This window comes from Paenibacillus sp. FSL W8-0187, from assembly GCF_037969755.1.
Classification (GTDB): domain Bacteria; phylum Bacillota; class Bacilli; order Paenibacillales; family Paenibacillaceae; genus Paenibacillus_AQ.
Map to the genome: position 1 here is coordinate 3,427,376 of NZ_CP150206.1, position 21,877 is coordinate 3,449,252.

The 21,877-nt window shown below is 48.2% G+C and carries 15 protein-coding genes; 12 read left to right on the forward strand and 3 right to left on the reverse strand.

All coding sequences use genetic code 11. The features are described 5' to 3' along the window. The first annotated feature begins 274 nt into the window (after nucleotides 1–274). The 12 genes from MKY48_RS15415 to MKY48_RS15470 all read left to right on the forward strand — a co-directional run bounded on the left by MKY48_RS15415 (nucleotide 275) and on the right by MKY48_RS15470 (nucleotide 19,279). A complete protein-coding gene (locus MKY48_RS15415) occupies nucleotides 275–1,240 on the forward strand; it encodes a helveticin J family class III bacteriocin (protein WP_339293342.1) in 966 nt (321 codons plus the stop codon). A gap of 85 nt (nucleotides 1,241–1,325) precedes the next feature. Then, nucleotides 1,326–2,144 carry an endonuclease/exonuclease/phosphatase family protein gene (locus tag MKY48_RS15420; RefSeq protein ID WP_339293343.1) on the forward strand — a complete coding sequence of 273 codons (819 nt, stop codon included), beginning with the start codon at nucleotides 1,326–1,328 and terminating at the stop codon, nucleotides 2,142–2,144. A gap of 208 nt (nucleotides 2,145–2,352) precedes the next feature. Beyond that, nucleotides 2,353–3,765, forward strand: a complete 1,413-nt coding sequence (locus MKY48_RS15425; protein ID WP_339293344.1) for an extracellular solute-binding protein — start codon at nucleotides 2,353–2,355, stop codon at nucleotides 3,763–3,765. A 59-nt stretch (nucleotides 3,766–3,824) separates the two neighbouring features. Beyond that, nucleotides 3,825–5,588: a sensor histidine kinase gene (locus MKY48_RS15430; RefSeq protein ID WP_339293345.1), complete on the forward strand. Its 1,764-nt coding sequence runs from the start codon at nucleotides 3,825–3,827 to the stop codon at nucleotides 5,586–5,588. 10 nt (nucleotides 5,589–5,598) lie between these two features. Beyond that, complete coding sequence (locus MKY48_RS15435) at nucleotides 5,599–7,227, forward strand: response regulator (RefSeq protein ID WP_339293346.1); 1,629 nt, start codon at nucleotides 5,599–5,601, stop codon at nucleotides 7,225–7,227. A 13-nt stretch (nucleotides 7,228–7,240) separates the two neighbouring features. Further along, nucleotides 7,241–9,493 carry a glycoside hydrolase family 95-like protein gene (locus tag MKY48_RS15440; protein ID WP_339293347.1) on the forward strand — a complete coding sequence of 751 codons (2,253 nt, stop codon included), beginning with the start codon at nucleotides 7,241–7,243 and terminating at the stop codon, nucleotides 9,491–9,493. 105 nt (nucleotides 9,494–9,598) lie between these two features. Continuing rightward, nucleotides 9,599–11,929 carry a helix-turn-helix domain-containing protein gene (locus tag MKY48_RS15445; protein WP_339273105.1) on the forward strand — a complete coding sequence of 777 codons (2,331 nt, stop codon included), beginning with the start codon at nucleotides 9,599–9,601 and terminating at the stop codon, nucleotides 11,927–11,929. A 157-nt stretch (nucleotides 11,930–12,086) separates the two neighbouring features. Then, the gene (locus tag MKY48_RS15450; RefSeq protein WP_339293348.1) at nucleotides 12,087–13,748 is read left to right on the forward strand and encodes an extracellular solute-binding protein; all 1,662 of its coding nucleotides are present in this window, start codon (nucleotides 12,087–12,089) and stop codon (nucleotides 13,746–13,748) included. An 89-nt stretch (nucleotides 13,749–13,837) separates the two neighbouring features. Further along, complete coding sequence (locus MKY48_RS15455) at nucleotides 13,838–14,815, forward strand: ABC transporter permease subunit (protein ID WP_339273108.1); 978 nt, start codon at nucleotides 13,838–13,840, stop codon at nucleotides 14,813–14,815. Nucleotides 14,816–14,827: 12 nt separating this feature from the next. Beyond that, nucleotides 14,828–15,718, forward strand: a complete 891-nt coding sequence (locus tag MKY48_RS15460; RefSeq protein WP_339273110.1) for a carbohydrate ABC transporter permease — start codon at nucleotides 14,828–14,830, stop codon at nucleotides 15,716–15,718. Between the two features lie 16 nt (nucleotides 15,719–15,734). Beyond that, complete coding sequence (locus MKY48_RS15465) at nucleotides 15,735–16,859, forward strand: glycoside hydrolase family 88 protein (protein ID WP_339273112.1); 1,125 nt, start codon at nucleotides 15,735–15,737, stop codon at nucleotides 16,857–16,859. Between the two features lie 41 nt (nucleotides 16,860–16,900). Further along, nucleotides 16,901–19,279, forward strand: coding sequence for a chondroitinase-B domain-containing protein (locus MKY48_RS15470; RefSeq protein ID WP_339273114.1), 2,379 nt, complete (start codon nucleotides 16,901–16,903; stop codon nucleotides 19,277–19,279). A 24-nt stretch (nucleotides 19,280–19,303) separates the two neighbouring features. On the opposite strand, the gene MKY48_RS15475 is transcribed toward MKY48_RS15470, so the two are convergent. From MKY48_RS15475 to MKY48_RS15485, 3 genes are read right to left on the reverse strand one after another with little or no spacing between them, the layout of a single operon-like run. Next, nucleotides 19,304–20,542: a Ger(x)C family spore germination protein gene (locus MKY48_RS15475; RefSeq protein ID WP_339273116.1), complete on the reverse strand. Its 1,239-nt coding sequence runs from the start codon at nucleotides 20,540–20,542 to the stop codon at nucleotides 19,304–19,306. Between the two features lie 32 nt (nucleotides 20,543–20,574). After that, nucleotides 20,575–20,784, reverse strand: coding sequence for a CLC_0170 family protein (locus MKY48_RS15480; protein WP_076323349.1), 210 nt, complete (start codon nucleotides 20,782–20,784; stop codon nucleotides 20,575–20,577). Continuing rightward, a complete protein-coding gene (locus MKY48_RS15485; RefSeq protein ID WP_339273118.1) occupies nucleotides 20,781–21,875 on the reverse strand; it encodes an endospore germination permease in 1,095 nt (364 codons plus the stop codon). The genes MKY48_RS15480 and MKY48_RS15485 overlap by 4 nt, the downstream gene beginning before the upstream one ends. Between the last annotated feature and the right edge of the window lie 2 nt (nucleotides 21,876–21,877).

Sequence of the window (21,877 nt, forward strand, 5' to 3'; positions counted from 1 at the left end):
ACCATACGGTTCGTCTAACTTTAAGTATTTTATACACGGGAAATTCTTGAGGTACATGGTAAACTCAATAGTGGATCCCCCATTTTCTGTAATAAAGCAGAAACTTGATTGGAATGAAACGATGTTTCTGTATAAAGAGAGGAGGAAGATATCCTATATCATGGCAAAAATGCCCGCATGAACCTTATTATTAGTACGTATTCGGGGGCAGTCCAATTTGATTCCTACTATTAATGGAGGTGTATTGATGGTTGACGTTCAAGGGTTGAGGCATATGAAAAGGCACTTAAAAATTCTCACGTCCGCAATACTTGCAGCTCTCGTGTTTTGTATGTCCGGATTACCCGCATTCGCGGCAACTCCTGAGAAAACGCTCAACGCTTCGGCAACGCTTGCCTACAATTTAAAGGGACTTAATCATAACGTGGCAGTTCAAAAGGCTTATATCGCGGATAAATATCTCTATGTCACACAGCGGTCGAAGGGAAATTGCTATCTTTCAAGACTGCTCATTAACGGGAAAGACGCTACTTATGTAGATGAAATGACCGTCACGAATACCGGCCACTGCCAAACGCTGGATATGTATACGTACAACGGCATCAATTACTTTTATTTCAGTTCGAAGGCAGATCCTTCAACGGACTATTACTGGTCGCTGCAGGTAGCAAGACTTCAATATTCGGCTGGCAAAACCGTAGATTATACGGATTTGCATCGTTTCACCTACATGAATTACGCCAATAAAACGGGAGCAAGGCTAGGCGAGACCTACCGTGTGGATGGCGGCGGCAACAGTACTCATACGGTGTTCCGCGTACAGACAAAAGAAGGGACTGTAACTTGGTCCATTTATGACACGGTCGCACTCAATAAGCTGCTGGACAGCAATGAACAGGTGAGGATGGACAGCGCAGCTGCAGTTAACGCCGCCGTCAGCAGCTTTACGCAGTCGGGCAGTGCAATCGTAAGGCCGAACGGCTCCTTCCAGGGGGCAGATATGCTGGGTCAGACGAAAATCTATACATCAGGCGGTGCAGAAGGCGACATCCCGCAGATTGCCATGATGACCAACGCAGGGACATACAAAACCCTCGTGAAAATCACCAATGTGGGGAACCATGAAATCGAGGGAGTGCAGACAAAGAACAGCAACGTTTATTTTACGATCGTTACGGACCCGGTAAACAAAAAAGATACGCAAAAAGTGTATTACGTTCCGGACAGCATATTTAATTAACTTCCACGCAGGTCAGGCGCTGAGAATGGTAGCAACAGTAAAAGTAGCTTAGTTCGGCATTCGACAATGAAAGGGAGATTCGTCCATGAAAAAGAGCGTCATCTCATTTATCGCTTGCCTGTTGTTTGTTCCCATGTTTACAACGGGGGTGCTGGCGGCTGAAAAAGGACAAGGCAAAGAAGTAAGCATAACGGTGATGTCTTACAACATCCATCACGGGGTTGGATTGGATGAGCAGTTAAGCCTGCAAAGAATTGCCGATGTCATCCGTGATTCCGGCGCAGAGATTGTCGGCCTTCAAGAAGTGGACCGGTATTACGGGGAACGAAGCGACTTTCAAGACCAGGCGAAGGAACTGGCGGGTTTGTTAGGATATCACTATGCTTATGGTGCCAATCTTGATTTGGAGCCGGAGGATGGACAGACGAACAACCGTCAGTACGGAACTGCCATTGTTAGCAAGTATCCGATCCTTCGATCCGAGAATGTTTTGTTAAGCAGCTTCGGGAAGGAGCAGCGCGGTGTACTGCACGCTGTCGTAAATCTGAAGGGAATCCACGTGGATGTGTACAATACGCATCTTGGACTGGATGTCACCAGCAGAACGGCACAGGCGCAGGAAATCATTGACCTGGCTTCTGCCTCTGAGGGACCAGCGCTGCTGATGGGCGATTTTAACGCGGAACCTGACAGTTCAGAGTTTAAGCTGCTGCTCGACAGCGGTTTATTCGTGAACAGCTTTCAGGGAATAGACGATGCCTATACGTTTCCTGTAATTAATCCGTCGGCAACAATCGATTACATTCTGACCTCTCCAACTGTTCAGCATTCGAATCAGCGCGTGATCCATACGGAAGCTTCGGATCATCTGCCTATCGCAGCCGATGTGTCATTCCAGCGTTAAGACCATAGGATAGGCATAAGATGAGGTCCAAACATGATTTAAGCAGGACATAACAATGATCAAGAGGCTACCGCCAGGCATTTGCTTGGGGTAGCCTTTTTCGTATCGGGAGATGAATCGATATTCTTCCCTTTACAGTTTTTTTACCGTTCTGTCTATATCCACAAAATAGGTTATGCTACGATACAAGCACAAGGAGGGAGCGTGCATGATCACTTGGAGATTACCGCTGGTTGCATTGATGTGCTTGAGCATAACCGTAACAGGGTGCATGCAGGGTGGCAAAGGGCAGGGCTCTGATCGTCTATTTTCGCACTCAACGGCATCGGATATGTCTGGTGCCGAAGAAAAGACAAAGCTGAGATTCTGGTCAACGGGGCGCCATGACGCGAATTATATCAAAGAGGTCATTCATCGTTATAACCAAGAGAATTCCGATCTTATTGAGGTTGAGATGACGGTTATGGCAGATGATTTTGCCCAATCGCTTGATTTGTCATTTGTGAGTGAGCAATCCCCTGATATCTTCACCCCGATCGATCTTGCTGAAATGACTCGAAAAGGCTATGTAGAGCCATTAAACGAATATTTAACGCCCGAGATCAGAAACAGGTTCGGGAAGCAAGCCTTCATCGAAGGATATAATGTGTTTGATCCATTCATATACAGTCTTCCTAACAGCGGATCAACCTTGCGGCTTATTTATAATGTGGAGCTGTTTGAGCGGGCCGGCATAACTTCACCTCCGAAATCGCTTGACGAGTTGGTGGAAGCGGCGAGCCGGATTACCGAGATTGGAAAAGCGGATGGCGTTTACGGTTTTGCTCTACCCTATAAAATTCCTGCCAGCGCTCTTGGCCGGTCAGCCGTTCCGATTGCGGAAATAAGCGGAATCAGCGGCGATGGTTATGACTTTTCAACAGGCAACTATGATTTTACGGGGTTTATACCGATTATTAGCGCGTTCCGGACCATGGTGGAGAACGGCAGTACGCTGCCGGGATCAGAATCCCTGGACATCGATCCGCTGCGGGCGCAGTTTGCCGACGGGAAGATCGGGATGTATCTGTCCTATTCTTCGGAACCCAGCATTTATAAGTTTCAGTTTCCGGCCAAGATCAAGTGGGGAGCTGCACTTCCCCCATCGATTGACGGAACCTATAAAGGAGTGATCAATCAGGGAGTTGGAGCGACAAGGTGGTTATCGATTAGCAGCCAGTCGAAGCACAAGGAGGAAGCTTGGAAATTTCTCCGTTATATGTATAGCGATGAAGTGCTGATCGGGTATCAGGAAGCCGGACTTGGCATTTTATCTGTGGATGCGGTAGCCGCTAAAGCCAGGAAACCCGATATCGACGGTATCACCGGCTTTTTTCCAGGTGATTATGACGGGATATGGCCTGCATCGCCGCAAGGATTCAAACCAAAAGGAAAGGAGTGGGAGGACGAATTCGTCAAGTACATCATGATCGGCGGAGATCTTGATCGGTTGGTTGAGGATCTGAACGCGCGTTACAACGCAGCATTAGATCAGGAACGGGCCGCCGGCAGAGTGAATACGCAAGCTATACCGTCATTTGATCCGCTACATCCTCAGGATGTCTCATGGCAAAGTGATTGATCTACTATTACGGACAACTGCAGCCACAGCCGAAACTTAGAGACGGAGGATGTTGATCTATGCTCTACCGATTATCGTTCAGACGCCGAATCTGGATCGCGTTTATGCTCATTGTCATCTTTGCGGTTACTACCGCAGGCGCGTTAAGCTACATGATCGCGGAGGAAGTTGTGAAGGACAATGCTTATCAGCTAAGTCAGGAAACGATTCATCAAACTTCGAAGGTGTTAGATGAGAAGCTGAATCATATCACACAAGCGGTTTACTCGATGATGGTCAATACCGCATACCGAAGAGCGTTAGGAATGGACAGCAGTTACTCGGAGGCGGAGAATTATTATACACATCTGTCCGGGCTGCAATCGACTTTTGTGCAGACCAAGCTGTATGAACCTGTTATCGATTCTATTCTTATCGCCACGCGTGAGGGTGACTATTACCAGACAAGTCAGCAGCGTAACTTCTCCCATTCGTTCTATGACTCGGAGCTGTATACGCTTATCAAAAGCGAGAAGCGCAAATTATGGGTGGCCGGTCATGAGGACAATTTCTTTTCCAGCAGGGAGAACGTCATTTCCTTTGTGATGGAGGGCATACCCTCCCATTACATCGAGGATATTTTCGTTGTAGCGAATATCAAAATCGACTCGATCCGATCCTTAATTGCCTCGGAGGATAAAAATCGCAAACAGTTCCATCTCTTGGCCTCATCCGATGGGAGCGATGTGCTGTTAAACGATTCTATCATTGCGGATACGCTGAAACATGAGCCTAAATATAGGGAGGCCTTAACAGCTGAGCAGGGAAGCTTTGAGTATTCGGATCAAGGTTATGAGTACCTGGTTAACTTTACCAAGCTAGGTGGAGTGAAGGAGTGGACGTTATTCAGCTTCCTGCCTAAATCGGAGTTGATGAAGAAGATGGACAGCATCAAGCTGACCATTCTCGGAGTTATTACGGGATGCTTGCTCGTGTCGTTTGCTTTTGCCAATATGCTAACCCGTTTGCTTATAAGACCGTTAAGCCACCTGCAATCACTAATGAAACGGGTGGAGATGAACGATCTTAACGTACGTTATGAAAGCGAATACAATGATGAGATTACGCAGGTCGGTTATCGCTTTAACCGGATGCTGGAAGAGCTTAATGAAATGTTTGACGTTGTGAAGCAGGCAGAGAAGGATAAACGCCAGTCCGAGATGAAAGCCCTGCAAGCTCAAATTGATCCTCATTTTCTATATAACACGCTTAACACGGTTTACTGGAAGTGCCAGTTGAATCAATTGGAGGATGTGCAGGAAATGGTGCTGTCCTTATCACAGTTGTTTCAGCTCGGCCTCAATCGCGGCAATGAGATGACGACGCTTGAACATGAGCTGCTCCACGTGGAGCAGTATTTAAACATTCAGCAGAAATGCTATGAAACGCTGTTTACCTACACCATCGAGGTTGATCCCATAGTGGATATGCAGCACCCGATCTTAAAAATCATGCTGCAGCCGCTGGTTGAAAATTCAATCCTGCATGGCTTTAACGATCGTAATGAGGGCGGGTTCATTCGGATTCAAGTGAAACAGGATAGCACCTATCTGTATTTCAACGTGGAAGATAACGGTATGGGGCTGAACGAAAAGAATCCAGCTGATCCACTTCTTCGACAACCGGCATCCTCTACTACATCGGGTTATGCGTTAAATAATGTCCGATTGCGATTACAGCTTCAGTATGGAAGCTCGGCAGATTTGTACATGGAAAGCGAACCTAATGTATGTACCCGAGTTTCGATTATCATCCCCCGTTACCCACGACTTGAAGGGAGTTGACTAAAAGCAGATGAGCGCAATAACGACAACGATTTGCTTTATAGATGACATTCAGAGTGTCGTCGATGGCGTATCCAAGCAAATCAACTGGGAACGTCATGGGATAACCGTAAGCGGAACGGCAATCAATGGAGAAGACGGACTCATGTTGATCACCTCGTGCAAACCGGATATCATCGTGACCGATATTCGAATGCCGAAGCTCGATGGTCTGGAATTGACCCGACGCGTCAAAGAGCTGCTGCCTCGCAGCAAAGTCATATTGATGACAGGTTTCAGCGATTTTGAATATGCCAGGCAAGCGGTTCAGCTTGGGGCGTTTGACTTCATAACGAAGCCCTTTTCACTAGCTCATATCGAGGAAATTGTTGTAAAGGCCAAAAAAGAAATTGAAGCGATACGAAACCAAGAGGATCATATCGCTGAATTAGAGCAGCGGGTTCAGGAGAGTATGCCGTTCCTGCGTCAGGAATTGTTCACGTTATTGTTACATCATAAGGTGGATAAACAGGAGGCGGAGCAGCGGTGGGAATATGTAAAGCCGGATTTAGAGTCCAGGGATCTGCTCGTCATGATTCTTGAAATCGACGGATTTGCTGACAAGCACCGAGAGTCACCGATGAATGAAATAGAGCTCGCCCGGTTTGCATTGAAGAATATTACGGAGGAGACCATCGCTTTGTATACAAAGGGGATGGTATTCCGGGATTCGGCTAACCGCCTGGTAGCGGTGTTGAATACACCGTTATCAGCTCCAGCGGCAGTCATAGCAGAAGCGTGCTGTCAGCATGTTAGATTATATACTTCATTAACGACATCCATCGGAATTGGCAGACCCGTAACGTATATCCATGAACTGTACTCATCGTATGATCAGGCTTTGCATGCCCTGTCATACCATTTCTATACCGGAGGCAACGCGGTGATTTCATATGAAGATATAGCTAATACAGAAATGTCCTTGCCGCGCAGTATACGGACCGCAGAGCAGGAAATGGTATATGCCTTACAATCCGGAAACGTCGACCAAGCCTTACTGACGCTCGATCATATCCTGAATGAGTTTACGGACAGGTCGCCGCTTCCCAAGCCGGAATACTTCATCAGCCTCTACTACGAGCTGGCGTACATGATGCTAAGGGCGATTCAAGATAAGGTACCGATGAATGAACTGTCCGATTTAAACATGATCGTTCGGGAAGGGCGGGTCAGCTCGGAGAGGTCCTTAACGGACATGAAGAAGATTCTGCATAGCATCGTGACGCTAGGCTGTGAACGCATCGAGAATCAGAATCGCTCCGCCGCCGCAAAAATCATCCAGGAAGCCATTCACTATGTGAAATCCAATCTGGATCAGGACCTCAGCTTAAGTGCTTGCGCGAAGGCAGTTCACTTGAGCCCGAGTTATTTTGCCAGCTTATTCAAGAAAGTGGCGGGAATGGCATTTAGCCAATTTGTTACTCAAGAACGGATGGAGCTGGCCAAGCGGCTGCTCTTGGAGGATCGGCAAATCCAGGAGATTGCGGATTCGCTAGGTTATGTAGAGCGGCGGTATTTTACCGACGTGTTCAAAAAATATACGCAGATGACACCATCGGAATTCAAGCAGGCGCACATAAGAAACAACATTTCATTGTAATAGGAGGGATATCGTGACTACCCGCATAGAGAATGACATTGACTGGCCAGTGTTTATGTCAAGACACGATATGTTGTGGACGACGCGTCCGATCAGCTGGGATGAAGGGGCTTTTCTTGGAAACGGCACGCTCGGAGCGATGATCTATAGCGAAGAACATCGGGATAAACGGAATGTGCTGCGTTTTGTGCTTGGACGTTCCGATATAATCGCGTCACGTCCGGGTGAACAGGCTTTCCCGGTACGCGTACCTATTGGCGAGCTTGCATTAGAGCTGGAGGGATGGATTTATCAGCCCTTTGAAATGCGGGTGGAATTATGGAACGCGGAATTGAGGGCGGTTATACCGACAACAAAGGGAGAAGTCAGAATTCGTGCGTTTGTGCATGCATTAGCTCCCGTACTTGTCGTGGAGTTGGATGCAGATGAAGGTGAACGCGATGCGAAGCTGAAGTGGTACGCCTATTCGGAGGTTGATCCTATTTTGAAGAATGCGGACGGGATAAATCTCAACCAATATTTACCTGAAACCACCGTTCGGCATATAGAATCCGATGAGGTATCGATCGGCATTCAGGAATATGGAAGCGGTGAGGGCTGTACTACGGCATGGCTAACTCGTCGTCCTGACCAGTCTGAACAGGAGTCGGGAAGCTGGTATCGGCAAATCTGTATCTTAACCGTGATGAATGGCGTGGACGACTCCGTTCGTGACCAAGCGGTACGGGAGCTTCGGTCTGTGCCGTGCCCAACCTCAGGATGGGAAGCCTGGATTCATGCCCATCGCAGGTGGTGGCATCATTACTATCCGGAAAGCTTCATTTCGATACCGGATACGCAGTTGGAAAGCTTTTACTGGATACAGATGTATAAGCTGGCTTCTGCGACCCGTGGGGACTCATACCCTATCGATAATCAAGGTCCGTGGCTCACATCTACGCCATGGCCTGGATTATGGTTCAATATGAACGTGCAGATGAGCTACTCTCCGATTTATACGGCGAACCGCCTCCATCTGGGCATGTCGCTGATTCGTTCCCTGCAGGAGCATCAGGACCAACTGATCCGTAATGTTCCCGAAGCTTACCGTGCAGACTCGGCAGGCCTCGGTCGAAGCTCAAGCTATGATCTGGACAGTCCGGCCACGGATGAGGTGGGGAATTTAACTTGGGTCATGCATAACGCTTGGCGTCATTACCGTTATGCCATGGATGATCATCTGCTGCGAAGCTTGGTATATCCTCTGCTCCGGCGCAGTGTGGGTTTATATTTGCACCTTCTTGAGGAAGGGCAGGACGGCCGTCTTCATTTACCTCCCACAATCTCACCGGAATATGGGTCCTTTAAGCAGCTAAAAACAGCCGATTCTCATTATGATTTAGCGCTGCTGCGCTGGGGATGTGAAACCTTAATCCGCATGACGGATCAGCTTGGTGTTCATGATCCGCTGCACGATCGCTGGCGTGAAGTCCTTGAGCGATTGGTACCTTTTCCGGTGGATTCATCCGGATATATGATCGGCGAGGGACAGCGTATGGAATTCGGACACCGCCATTTCAGCCATATGTTGGCGGCCTTTCCACTGCATATCGTCGGTGATACCGAAGAGGAGAAGGCGCTGATTCTTCGCTCGCTCCGGCATTGGATCGGCCTTGAAGGAGATTTGCGCGGATTTAGTTTCACCGGAGCCGCCTCCATCGCAGCCAAGTTAGGTTTAGGAGATGAAGCCCTCGCGTATTTGCGGAGTTTAATGCATCTCATTAAGCCGAACACGATGTACAAAGAAGCGGGACCGGTTATCGAAACGCCGCTGGCCGGGGCGGAATCGATCCATGACATGCTGCTTCAGAGCAGAGGGGAGCGGATCTATGTTTTCCCTGCAGTCCCTAAAGAGTGGCCGGAGTCGGTATTCCATCATCTGCGGACAGAAGGAGGCTTCCTTGTTAGCGCTGTTCGGGAAGAGTGGCGCACCGCTTGGATACATATTTGCAGTCTTGCCGGAGAGCCCTGCCGGATCGTAACAGATATGTCCACATCTGCGGAAGACGGCCTGTTTATTGACATCGGGGGAATCTCCAGGAAGTGTCCGATCCAGGCAGATGGGACGATCGATCTGGCTCTGAAGCCTGGTGAGGAAGCTTACATTTACAGGGCCCGTTGGAGCGGATCCACTCGATTCCGCATCTCGCCTGTCCCTGCTGAGAAGCGCAAATGCAATCTGTTTGGCAGTCGTAAACCATGGAGATTGTATGGGGTTCCCCAATAATTCGTAGTTATTCGTAAAACCTGCACCCGTTCTTGTTTTTAGAGCAGCCTTATCCCTATGAAGGCTGCTCTTGTTATCACAAAAGGCTATAAGGAGGAAAATCACATGTTCAGCATCCTTCGTAAATATAACCGCAGCGTCATTGTGGCATGGCTGTTCTCTTATGTCACCGTATTAATGGTGCCGATTCTGATCAGCTTCGTGCTGTATTCATTCTCATACCATCAAGTGAAGAGCGAGACCAATCGGGCGAACGAATTGCTTCTTCAGCAGATGGAAATGTCCATTGACAGCAAGCTGAAGAGTCTGGAGCGATTAAGCCTGGAAATTGCGTTAAATAAGGGGATATCGGCATTCTCCAGCGTGGAGTTACCGATTCGTGATCCTCAGTATTACGATGTGTTCAACATTTCGGAAAGCCTGCGAACTTATAAAAATGCAAACGATTCGATTGAGGATATTTACGTGATGTATTTGAACAGTGATACGGTGATTTCGACGTATGGTCATACGAGCGGCAGAGGGCTCTATCAAAAGCTGCGGCAGAATGACGAACCCTTCTATGAGAAGTGGATGGGATTGTTCGAGCAAAGATATGTAAACGGTTACAAATCGATGGAGTTTCAAGATGGTCTTCAAAGCTTCCCGGTGGTCGTATTTGCACATTCCCTCGTATTTAATTCACCGGCCCAGCCCCCGGCTGTTGTCCTGTTCTTGATCAAGGATTCGAAACTAATCGAGAGCGCTCCCCGGCAAAAGGATGCGAGTATGTTCATTATAGATATGGATAGCCGGTATATCGCTGCATCAGGACAGGATCCGGCTGTACCTGCTGGTATAAGTTATGAGCAGCTGGAAGGCGATAGCGGAATGATCTATATAGGCTCGGACGCGGAGCAGTTCGCGGTTTCCTATATCACGTCGCAAGTAACCGGATGGAAATATGTATCCGTACTGCCAGCGGCATTATTCAATGAGAAAATGAAAGACTTACGCCAACTGACATGGATCAGCATCGCCCTGAGCTTATTAATTGGAGGTATTGTTACGGTTTTGTTTTTACGCAGAAACTATATGCCGGTTCAAGTGATGCTGCAAAGTTTATCCAAAAAATTCGGACTGAGGTTTGACGGGGGAGCCAATGAATACACGTTCCTGCAGGGGACGATTCAGCAATATTTTCATGACAAGGCAGATATGCAAACGGCGCTTCACAAGCATCGCAATACAATACGGGCGCATTTGTTGCGGCGACTCTTAAAGGGATACGCCGATCATGATCAGTCTCTCCATACAACGCTGCCTGCACATGATATACAGTTTCAATCCGACCGATCTGTTGTCCTGCTGATATCGATCGATCATTATGGCAAGTTTGAGCAGTTTGGCATTCGCGGGCTCCCGGATCATAAGCAGCAAATGCTTTATTTCATACTAACGAATGTGCTTGAGGATACGGCTTCCGATGAAGCGCTTGTGTTTACAACAGAAATGAACGATGCGCTTGCTTGTGTCGTTAATTTCGAAGCAAGCCTGCCAGCGGAGCAGGAGCAAACCGTATTGAATCGAATACTGGCCCAGGTTCAAGATTTCATGCGAAAGCATATCGAAGCAGAGCTTACAGTAGCTGTGGGTCAGGTTCATTCGGATTTGCACGGCATCGCGCTTTCTTATCAAGAAGCGCAGGCCGCGCTTGAATATCGGATTGTGATGGGGAGCGGGCAGTTCATCCCGTATACGGACACTCTTATGGACAGGAGCAAGCAATTCCGTCAATTTTATTATCCTCTAAGTGTCGAGCAGCAGTTTATAGGCTTGGTGAAGAGCGGGAACTACGACAAAGCGGAAGCCATTTTGGATGATATATTCCAAGCCAACTTTTCCAAGCACCCGGTTTCGGTTCCACTCGCCAAATGCCTGATGTACAACCTGGCAAGCACGATGCTGAATACGCTTGAGGAAGTGAGAGCGGGCAGCAAGCGAACCTATGAAGATCATATCATCGATGCGGATCTATTGCTCGAATGCGATCATGTGCCGGAGATGAAGGAACGGATGAAACAGATGCTTTCGCAGGTCTGTGAATGGATCCTTGCCGAGAAACGGAATCACCACCGTTATTTAATCGAAGATGTCTCGCAGTATGTCCAAGAGCATCTGTATGACCCGAAATTGAATATTTCAATGATTGGCGACGCTTTTCAGATGACCCCCTCCTACGTATCGAGACTGTACAAGGAGTTTACAGGAGAAGCCTTACTGGATACCATTAACCGCCTCCGTCTGTCCAAAGCGAAAGAACTGCTTGTTCTGCAAAAGCTTACCGTCAATGAAATCGCTAGCCAGGTCGGTTATGCGGATGTCAGCACGTTTTTGCGAATCTTTAAAAAATTCGAAGGCGTGACCCCCGGGAAATATCAGAAAGCCGCACTGTAAACCGGATTTTTCATGAAAAACCATCGATTTTTAAGGAATTGCCTGCGATTTTAGATTTTGTCTATGGTAAGGGATACGGGTTTTATTGAACAATGACAACGGATAGGGCAACATGCTGGCCTATCCGACACCTTATCTTACAATCGGGGGAATGATGATGGTTCAACGTTTGCTGGTCAAAGACAGCTTGTTGCGAAATTTGAAGTCAGGACTGACCGCCATATTGTTAACGAGTCTGGTGCTTGCGGGATGTTCGTCTGGAAGTAAGGATAACACGACGGACGCTAAGCCGAACGAGGCTGGGAAGGGTACATCCACTGCAATCGGTTCATCGTATCCGCTAAATACAACCGAATCGATCACGTCGTGGGAAATCTTGAACATGAATGCGGTAACCTTCTATTCTAACCTTGCAGAAACGCCGTTCGGGAAGGCGCTTGCCGATAAAACAGGAGTTCAGGTGGAGTATATCCATCCGAATGATCAGCAGACGGCCGAGCAATTCAATCTGATGATTGCGTCCGATGAGCTACCGGATGTCATTGAATACGATTGGACCGGACGAAGTGCGGGCTCTTATCCGGGCGGACCGGAGAAAGCCATTCAGGACGGCGTCATTCTGGAGCTCAATGAGCTGATTGATCAGTACGCGCCGAACCTGAAGAAGAAACTCGAAGCGGATCCGACGCTTGACCAAATGGTCAAGACAGACAGCGGCAAATATTATGTGTTTCCCATGATTCGCAATCCGTCCGGGCTCGTCTTCCGTGGCCCCATGATCCGTCAGGATTGGCTGGATGAGCTTGGTCTTCCAGTACCAACGACTATAGAGGAGTGGGAGAAGACGTTAATCGCCTTTCGCGACGAGAAGGGGGCCAAAGCACCGCTCAGCGTGACTTACACCGGAGGGAATTTTGAGATTCGCGATGCGTTTATCGGAGCTTACCGCACATCAAATTCCTTCTATGTGGACGATGAAGGCAAGGTGAAGTATGGACCTATAGATCCGCAGTATAAAGATTTTCTGGCCTTATTCCGCAAGTGGTTTGCGGAAGGATTGTTTGACAAGGATTTTGCGCTCACCGATACCAAAGCGTTGGATAACAAGATTCTGACCGGGCAGACCGGCGCTACAGTGCATCTTCTCAGCGGCGGCATGGGAAAATGGATGGATGCCATGAAGGGGCAGGATCCGAAATTCAAGCTGGTTGGCGCTCCATATCCAACACTCCTTAAAGACGAAGTTCCTTTTATAGGACAACGGGATTTCAAGTACAATCCGGGACCAAGCAAAGCCATCACAACCGCTGCGAAAAATCCGGAACTGATTGTACGCTGGCTTGATTATGCCTACAGCGATGAGGGCGCGATGCTCTACAACTTCGGCATTGAAGGAGAGAGCTACGCGATGGAGAACGGTGCTCCTGTCTATACCGATTTGATTAAAAACAATGAGAAATACAGTCTGCAGCAGATGGTATCGCAGTATTCCAAGCCGAATGGACCATACGAAGCGGATGAACGTCGGAACTGGAATACGTTTCCTGAGCAGGATGAGGCCGTGAAAGTATGGGCGAAAACGGATGCCGAGAAGCATACACTGCCTGGCTTCCTGACGCCAACCGCCGAAGAAAGCAAAGAGCTTGGCAAGATTTTAACTGAAGTAAGTAACTATAAAGAGGAAATGTTTGTCAAGTTTATTGTCGGCAAGGAGCCGATGGAGAGTTATGACAAGTATGTGGAACAAATCAAGAAGCTGGGGATTGAGCGTGCGGTTGAAATCTATCAAAGCGCTCTGGATCGATACAACAGCCGATAATGACATCTTGAGCCGAGGGGAATGGAGCGGGTTCATCCCCCTCGGTAACTTGAACCTTCAATAGACAGAGCATAAGGAGTGAGCACGGCATGGCGAAAATTCCGCCTCCGACACGCACGTCAATTCCTTCTAAACCATCTAACTCGGCAGGACTGAATCCTCGAAATTGGGGCTTGCTGAAGGACATTAGTAAAAATCGTTTCCTGTACATCATGTTAATTCCGGTACTTCTATATTTCGCGGTTTTTCATTATTTCCCCATGTACGGGGCATCCATCGCCTTTAAGGAGTTCTCTCCACGTCTTGGCATCATCGGAAGTCCATGGGCCGGCTGGGAGCACTTCGAATCGTTTTTTAACGGCATTTATTTCTGGCGGGTTGTCAAAAATACGCTGTTAATCAGCTTTTATGAACTGCTCTTTGGCTTTCCGGCACCCATTATATTGGCGCTCCTGCTGAACGAGGTGAGAAAAGCCGCATTCAAACGCACGGTTCAAACCATAACGTATATGCCGCATTTTATTTCGCTGGTCGTTGTTTGCGGCATTATTAAGGAATTTACGATGAGTGACGGGTTAATCAACGATATTTTGGCTTTTCTCGGATGGGAACGGGTCTCTCTTCTGCTGGAGTCTGAATATTTCCGGACCCTCTTCGTAACCTCCGGAATTTGGCAGAACATCGGCTGGGGGACCATTATCTACCTTGCCGCCCTGGCCGGTATCGACCAGGAACAATACGAGGCCGCGAAGATCGATGGAGCCAACCGGTGGAGGCAGATGTTGAATGTGACTTTGCCGGGGATCATGCCTACGATTATCATCCTATTCATTCTTGAGATCGGCAGGCTGATGAACGTCGGCAGCGAGAAAGTCATCCTGCTCTACAACCCCTCAATCTACGATACCGCAGACGTCATAAGCTCCTATGTGTACCGGGTCGGGCTGCAGGAATTCAATTACAGCTTCAGTTCGGCAGTAGGGCTGTTCAATTCCGCCATCAATTTCACGCTTGTCATCGGCTCAAACTGGCTGAGCCGCAGAATGAACAAAACCAGCTTGTGGTAGGAGGTGAAAGGAATGGAATGGAGAGCTGGCAATCGATCGGTTGGTGAAAAGCTGTTTGATGTTTTTAATTACATCTTGTTGACCGTAATCACGTTGTGTACGTTATACCCATTGATTTACGTGCTGTTTGCTTCCTTGAGTAATCCTACCCGTTACATGCAGCATTCGGGGATTCTATGGAAGCCGCTGGATATAACATTTAACGCTTACCGGCTCGTGTTTGATAATCCGATGATTATTCAAGGATATTTAAATACGTTCCTTATCGTATCAGGAGGCTTGGCGATCAATATTATATTGACCGCATTCGGAGCGTATGCGCTTTCCCGTAAGGGTTTGCGATATCGTAAGCAGCTGATGCTGTTTATCGTATTTACCATGTTCTTCAGCGGGGGCTTGATTCCCTTGTATTTTACAGTGAAAGGCCTGGAGCTTACCAATACGCTGTGGTCCTTAATTATTCCGCAGGCCATATCTGCTTTTAATCTGATTATCATGAGAACGGCTTTTGAGGCGGTGCCTGATAGTCTGGAGGAATCCGCCAAGATCGATGGAGCCAATGAATTCGTCATCCTATTCCGGATTATGATACCGCTGTGCATGCCGGTCATAGCCGTCATGCTGCTGTATTACGGTGTAAGTCACTGGAACTCATGGTTCCAGGCCATGATCTATTTGCAGGATCGTTCCTTGTATCCGCTTCAGCTTGTCCTGCGGGAGCTGCTGCTTCTGAATGATGCAAGCTCCATGGCAAGCGGAGCGAGCGGAGGGGAGGTGGCCGTTATCGGTGAAACGCTGAAGCATGCGACCATTATCGTTGCGACGGTACCGATTCTGCTGGTCTATCCGTTTTTGCAGAAGTATTTTGTGAAAGGTGCTTTAATTGGTGCCATTAAAGGATAACGACAGGAGGAAAATGATGAGTAAATTAAAGATTCAACATGAACTCGATTTGGATATGTGGTGGAATGGTGCTCAGTTGAAGGTGGACCGGATGTTGGCTAGAAAGCCTGAGCTTGCTCCGCATGCGGCCAAGGACGGGGAATACGACGGCTTGACCCTGGACAACTGGATTTCAGGGTTTTGGCCGGGAATGTTGTGGATTTTTTACGATATGACCGGAGATGCGAAGTACAAGGAAGCGGCGTGGGAGTGGGATATACGGATGGAACGATTGACTCTGGAAGAAAGTCGCTTTCATCATGATGTCGGGTTTCAGTATTTGCCGACAGCCGTACTGAAATATAAGTTAACCGGCGATGCAGATGGTAGAAGGCGAGGGCTTGCGGCAGCTAACTTTCTGGCCGGACGATTTAATTTGGCAGGCCAGTACATCAGGGCATGGAACAAGGATCTCCCGGGCTGGGCTATCATCGATTGCCTGATGAACCTGTCCCTCTTGTACTGGGCTGCCGAGGAAGGAGAAGACCCAAGATTTCGCCACGTTGCGAATGCCCATGCGAATATGGCTTTGCAGCATATGATCCGTGCCGATGGATCCACCTGTCATGTTGTTTCGTTTGATCCGGAAAGCGGGGAACTGCTGGAGTATATGGGCTGGCAGGGATATGCCCCGGATTCCTGCTGGTCAAGAGGGAATGCGTGGGCGCTGTATGGGATGGCTAACGCTTACCGTTACACGAATAATAAGGATTATTTGTACGCCGCCGAGCGGGTAGCTCATCATTTTATAGCTTCCTTACAGGGGCACGGGGTCCCGCCATGGGACTTCCGGGTACCGAATCCCGATACCGAGCCTCGTGACACCTCCGCTGCGGCCATTGCAGCTTCCGGTTTGTTGGAGCTCGCTGCTTTGACAACTCCGGAGGTGGGGACTGTATACCGGAAAGCTGCTGAGCGAATCGTCCTGGCATTGTCGACGGAGTACGCAGCTTTCCACGCTCCTGAGCATGAAGGAATCCTGCTTGGCGGAACCGGCCATAAGCCGGCGGATACGAATATCGATGTGTCGCTTATTTATGGGGATTATTATTACATCGAGGCTCTGGCGAAGCTTCGCGGCTGGGTCCATCGCGTATTCTGATTGGTTATGGGACGTTAATATTCGAAGAGGGGTGAACGGATATGAAAACGTTATTAAACGCTTTAAACCAGCGGTTTCTCAGATCGATAAGTATGGGTCTCGTCTTGAGCCTTTTGATCGGTACACTGATGATGTCGCCTTCAGAAGCCCAAGGGGCTTCGAGTGATGCAGAAGGGAGCAGCAGTATGAATCGGATCGAGAGCACGGTAACGGCAAGCAGCTACCAACCGGGCACGAATTACGTACCGGGGAATGTATTGGATGGGATATGGGGCGAGGACGCGGAGAGCCAGCAAAGCCGCTGGTCCGCATCGGGTCAAGGTCAATGGCTGCAATTTGATCTAGACACGGAACAAACCGTCACTTATGTGAACATCGCCTTTTTGAATGCCAGAGAGCGTCAGTCCAGCTTTGAAATATTAGCTTCGAATACTGAAGATTTCAAATCCGGCACCGTTGTTTTTGAACAACAGTTCAGCCGGCAGCTGAAACCGGAAGATAGTATCATGCAAACATATGTATTACAGAAACCGGTGAAGGCCAGGTATTTGCGGTTGATCGGATATGGCAATAACGCCAGCGGAAGCTCGGGAAACTGGAACAGTATCATGGAAGTAGAGATTTACGTAGGGAAAGTGCCGGGTGAATCACCGGAAGAACCACAACCACCAGTTCCTCCAAACGCTGGCGAAGAGAAGGAGGAAGATGTGAAGCTTCCGGAGATGAAGCGCGTCTCGGTCAGCACGGCGGAACAATTGCAGCAGGCACTGGATCAGGCTGTGGCCGGCACGCTGATTGAACTGAAGGATGGGAACTATGAGCAGAACGGTCCGTTTGTTGTGAAGGATAAACACGGCTCCGCGGCCTATCCGATTCGGATTACCGGGAAGCCCGGCAAGGCAATCATTAGTGGGAATAGTTATATACACATTGAAAATTCAAGTTATGTGGAAGTCAGCGGACTCACGTTCCGGAACGGGATCGGCGATGAGAATGGAACGCAGACCTTGAATGACCGTGGATTGGCGCAACGGGCGCTTACCGGGGTTCATCCAGGGATTCAGCTGGAAAGCTCCAGCCGAATCTCTATTTTGGGCAACACCTTTGCTTTGGATGAAACAGGCCAGCCCTACCGATTTAAAGCTCAAAACCGATATGTATGGTGTCTCCTTAATTTGGAGAACAGCTGCCGGTACAGTGAGGATCGGTATGACCCAAACGGAGAAGTTTATAAGGGGTTAACGCCATTTGAAGATCCGAAGCTCATTACGGATAATGGCACTCACAGACATTATATTCGAGTCGAAGGAACGAGCAGCCATAACCGGATCGCTTATAATGATATTGGTCCGAAGAAGGGCTTTGGCGCAGTCCTGATTTATGATGGTGAAGGGCATAGTGGACAGCATATATCGCAATACGACGTCATTGAGTATAACTATTTCCACGGGATTGGTCCCCGGGTAACCAACGGGTTGGAAGCCATCAGGCTTGGACTTTCCAGTACCTCGCTCTCTTCCGGTTATATTACGGTTCAGTACAATTTGTTTGACGGGTTTAACGGTGAAGATGAAGTGATATCGGTGAAGAGCAGTGACAATATCATACGGTACAACACGATTCGTGATTCATACGGCGGTATTGTGTCGCGACATGGAAACCGCAACAGCTTCTACGGCAACCATCTGATTGGCGATGGAGTGACACCAGGCAGCAGCGGGTTCCGGATATACGGCAACGATCACAAAATCTATAACAATTACATGGAAGGTCTTACGGACAAAGTGATTCGTCTTGATGGCGGAACACATGATGGCGGACCGGAAGGCAGTACGAATCCAATCGTTCGTTGGGGTGGAAACCAAGAGCAAACGGCAAGGCTTGGCGATCTGCCTGCCGAACAAAGAACGGAACTTTTGCGCGGACATTGGCGGCAGTATAACGTTCAGATTTACAACAATACAATCGTGAATGTCGGCAACCAGACGACAACTTTCAATCTGGGCGGCAGAACCTATCAGCCGGTAGGGACTAAGATTTATAACAATCTGATAGTTAGTCATGCAGGGACGATATTTCAGGAAACTGATGCGGTGATACAGGCACCCGAACAGGAACGGGCTGAGTACAAGGGAAATATGCTCTCGGGGAACGCACCGATTTCTAACAACCCCATCGTGGACAGAGGGATGACCAAACAAGAGCTTCATTTGGTGCGCAGTAAGGACGGTCTCATTCGATTATCCGTCTATAGTCCAGCCGTAGACGCTGCCCTGACTCCATTCGTTGCAGCGGACGACATGGATGGCCAGATTCGCTATATACCTGACGTGGGTGCAGACGAATATGCGCCAGGCAAGCAGCGATCCAATCCTCCGCTTACCGTCCATGATGTCGGCCCGGAAGCCTGGACGAAATGAAGGTGAATACCATGACCGGCACCATTATTCTGCCTTCATCCCAATTCTTCGAACTTTGGACGTCACACGATAATCAAAGGTTACGTTTTTATAGATTTCACCCCATTGCTCTGCAGATTTAACATGGCTTTTCCAATACGATGGTTCTTTGGCTCTTACCAATTCGCCGAATCCGAATATATCGGATTCTTTTTTTTGCGTCTTTTGGATTAATCCGATTAATAATTCTGTAATGGAACGCTCATTCTCGCGAGCAATTTCCTCCAGAATTTTCGAGTTATCTACCGGGATGGTATCAGAGTTTTTTTCTTCGATATTAATCTCCGTTGTCGCCGTGATCGTAAAATGGGGCATACCGTTCTTGATATCAACTTTAATTTCCGATTCCCGGTTCGTCGCATGGATTGTTACGACCTGGGAATCGTCCCCAATATGGATAATTCCCCGGTATCCTGCCGGACTGATTCCCTTGATGACCAGGTATCCGGCAATTTCAATTGGTTTTGTCACACCTACCATTTTGGCTCCTTTAAAAAAAGCCATTCCGCTGATTTCCACGTTATCCCCCTTCATGATTTTGATATAAGGCAGAAATCCCTCCTGACCTTTCTTCGAGGAATTGCTCCAGAACGTCCCAATGTAGTTACTCGGAAATTTGCCATGCTTTACGGCATCGTCCAATGTGGATGCTAGATACAGCGCCGGGACACGTTCCAGTTTTGGTGCTGCTTGCATATGATTTTTTGCTTTTCCTTTCGATATCATTAACCAGGCCATACGGCGAACCTCAGCATTACGGTGTAGATAGTCGTTTAAATTCTCTATTCCTTTTCTGGCAAACTCTTCGGATACAACGATGACGCGGAGATGGCCAAAAAACAGTTTGCCTGATATTTGCTGCTGTAAATTCATCATGGCGTCGTCGACCGTGTGTCCTACAACATCGAGCACCCACACGGTTTCTTGCTCACCTTCTCCCGAACCGCCGCCTTCACCAGGCCCGAGCGGTATTCTGCCGGGAAGCGCAATTTGAACGGATAGTTGGATTAATTCCTGTTTCGGAGCAGGATATTTCCCGCGAAGATGAGATATTTCATCCTCACGTGCCTCAGCATCCTTATCAGCCGTATCGATCGATATCCCTAGAACGACAGCACGCTCTTCAATCTCCATCCGATCCCAGCATCCTGTCAGGAGTGAGCACGATAGAAGAAGGACGATCATGAATTTTACGTTTTGATTAACGCTTATTCTTGTACTCATTGAAATCCTCCTACAACTGTGAATATGCTCTCTCACACCAGGACTTTGACAAGGACGATACCCAGGAACAAAACCGTTACGAACGCGATATTGATCCAGCCCAACACGCGAGATACTTTTTTTTCCTTGGCCATGTTCGACTGATCATACTTATACGTATCGATGAACAGGTTGAACAAACCAGAAAACACCCAGATCATTATGGCGACATCCAAATAACCGCTGTAAATTTCTCCGATCATTTGGATTTCCCTCTTTTTTTGCGCAGTTTGGCGATGATAAGCAGTACTCCGGGATAAACGATCGTAATCAGCAGTCCGAATTTGGATATCACGCTGTTCACTTCATTCAAATGAATCAAGCTTTGGGGCAGCATGGCCAAGACGAACAGAAACGGAAGGATGAAGAAGGACAGCATCCCATGATCAGCTAACCGGAATAACTTGCTTATCGAGTAAATCGTAAAGTAGTAACAAGAGAACAAGGATGTAAATACAGCTGTTACCCAGACAGCAAGGAAGACCGCATCCAAACGTTCCAGTACATTGGCAGGTAATGAAGTTGCTTTTGCCAGCTCCAGTGTCGGCCACAATAGCTTCTTCGTTTCCTCTGCCCCAAACACGCTAACCGTTGCCGAGACAATTAATATATACAGCACCCCGGTGATCAGCATCGCCCATATGCTGGAGCGCATCGCTCTTTCCGGTTTGCACATGGCAGGGATGACCATCATCATAATAAAGTATCCTTGGAACATGGTGGACAATGTAATAATGCCTGCCGGTATTCCTCGAATTTCATTCCCCATCACAGGAAGAACATTGACGATTTCCGCGTTTTTTAACGACAGGGCGACGATCAAGAGCGCAGGAATTAGGATAAAGGGGCTGTAAAATAAATGAATGTAAGCAAAGGTCATAATATTTCGGCGTGAAGAAAAAGCAGCCAGGAGCAGCATGACCAGTACAGTCACCTCCAATGGCGTATTTTTCAAAACGGCTGTGACAACAACCTCACCGAACTCCCTTGCAACAAGAGAGCTTAAAACGGCAAAGAATGCAATGGATAGAAGGCCTCCGATTCTTCCGAGCCATTTGCCGATGATGATCTCGCTATACTCGATGTAAGAGTCATTCGGGAACCGCATGCCAAGCCGGGTCATGAAAAAAAGTCCGACAAATGCAAGCAGCATTCCCAAAAAAGTGACTAACGGAGCTCCTGCATCTGCGGCCTTCACCGCAGCCAAGGGAAGTGCAAGAACGCTTACTCCAACTATGGTGCTGATTGTAACGGCAGCAGCCTGCGTGACAGTGATTTGGCGCTGTTCATTCATAA

Bases quoted from the DNA above. Each gene is read 5' to 3' on its own strand.
- MKY48_RS15415 (WP_339293342.1), top strand. From the start codon at position 275: ATGAAAAGGCACTTAAAAATTCTCACGTCCGCAATACTTGCAGCTCTC.
- MKY48_RS15420 (WP_339293343.1), top strand. From the start codon at position 1,326: ATGAAAAAGAGCGTCATCTCATTTATCGCTTGCCTGTTGTTTGTTCCC.
- MKY48_RS15425 (WP_339293344.1), top strand. From the start codon at position 2,353: ATGATCACTTGGAGATTACCGCTGGTTGCATTGATGTGCTTGAGCATA.
- MKY48_RS15430 (WP_339293345.1), top strand. From the start codon at position 3,825: ATGCTCTACCGATTATCGTTCAGACGCCGAATCTGGATCGCGTTTATG.
- MKY48_RS15435 (WP_339293346.1), top strand. From the start codon at position 5,599: ATGAGCGCAATAACGACAACGATTTGCTTTATAGATGACATTCAGAGT.
- MKY48_RS15445 (WP_339273105.1), top strand. From the start codon at position 9,599: ATGTTCAGCATCCTTCGTAAATATAACCGCAGCGTCATTGTGGCATGG.
- MKY48_RS15450 (WP_339293348.1), top strand. From the start codon at position 12,087: ATGGTTCAACGTTTGCTGGTCAAAGACAGCTTGTTGCGAAATTTGAAG.
- MKY48_RS15455 (WP_339273108.1), top strand. From the start codon at position 13,838: ATGGCGAAAATTCCGCCTCCGACACGCACGTCAATTCCTTCTAAACCA.
- MKY48_RS15460 (WP_339273110.1), top strand. From the start codon at position 14,828: ATGGAATGGAGAGCTGGCAATCGATCGGTTGGTGAAAAGCTGTTTGAT.
- MKY48_RS15465 (WP_339273112.1), top strand. From the start codon at position 15,735: ATGAGTAAATTAAAGATTCAACATGAACTCGATTTGGATATGTGGTGG.
- MKY48_RS15470 (WP_339273114.1), top strand. From the start codon at position 16,901: ATGAAAACGTTATTAAACGCTTTAAACCAGCGGTTTCTCAGATCGATA.
- MKY48_RS15475 (WP_339273116.1), bottom strand. From the start codon at position 20,542: ATGAGTACAAGAATAAGCGTTAATCAAAACGTAAAATTCATGATCGTC.
- MKY48_RS15480 (WP_076323349.1), bottom strand. From the start codon at position 20,784: ATGATCGGAGAAATTTACAGCGGTTATTTGGATGTCGCCATAATGATC.
- MKY48_RS15485 (WP_339273118.1), bottom strand. From the start codon at position 21,875: ATGAATGAACAGCGCCAAATCACTGTCACGCAGGCTGCTGCCGTTACA.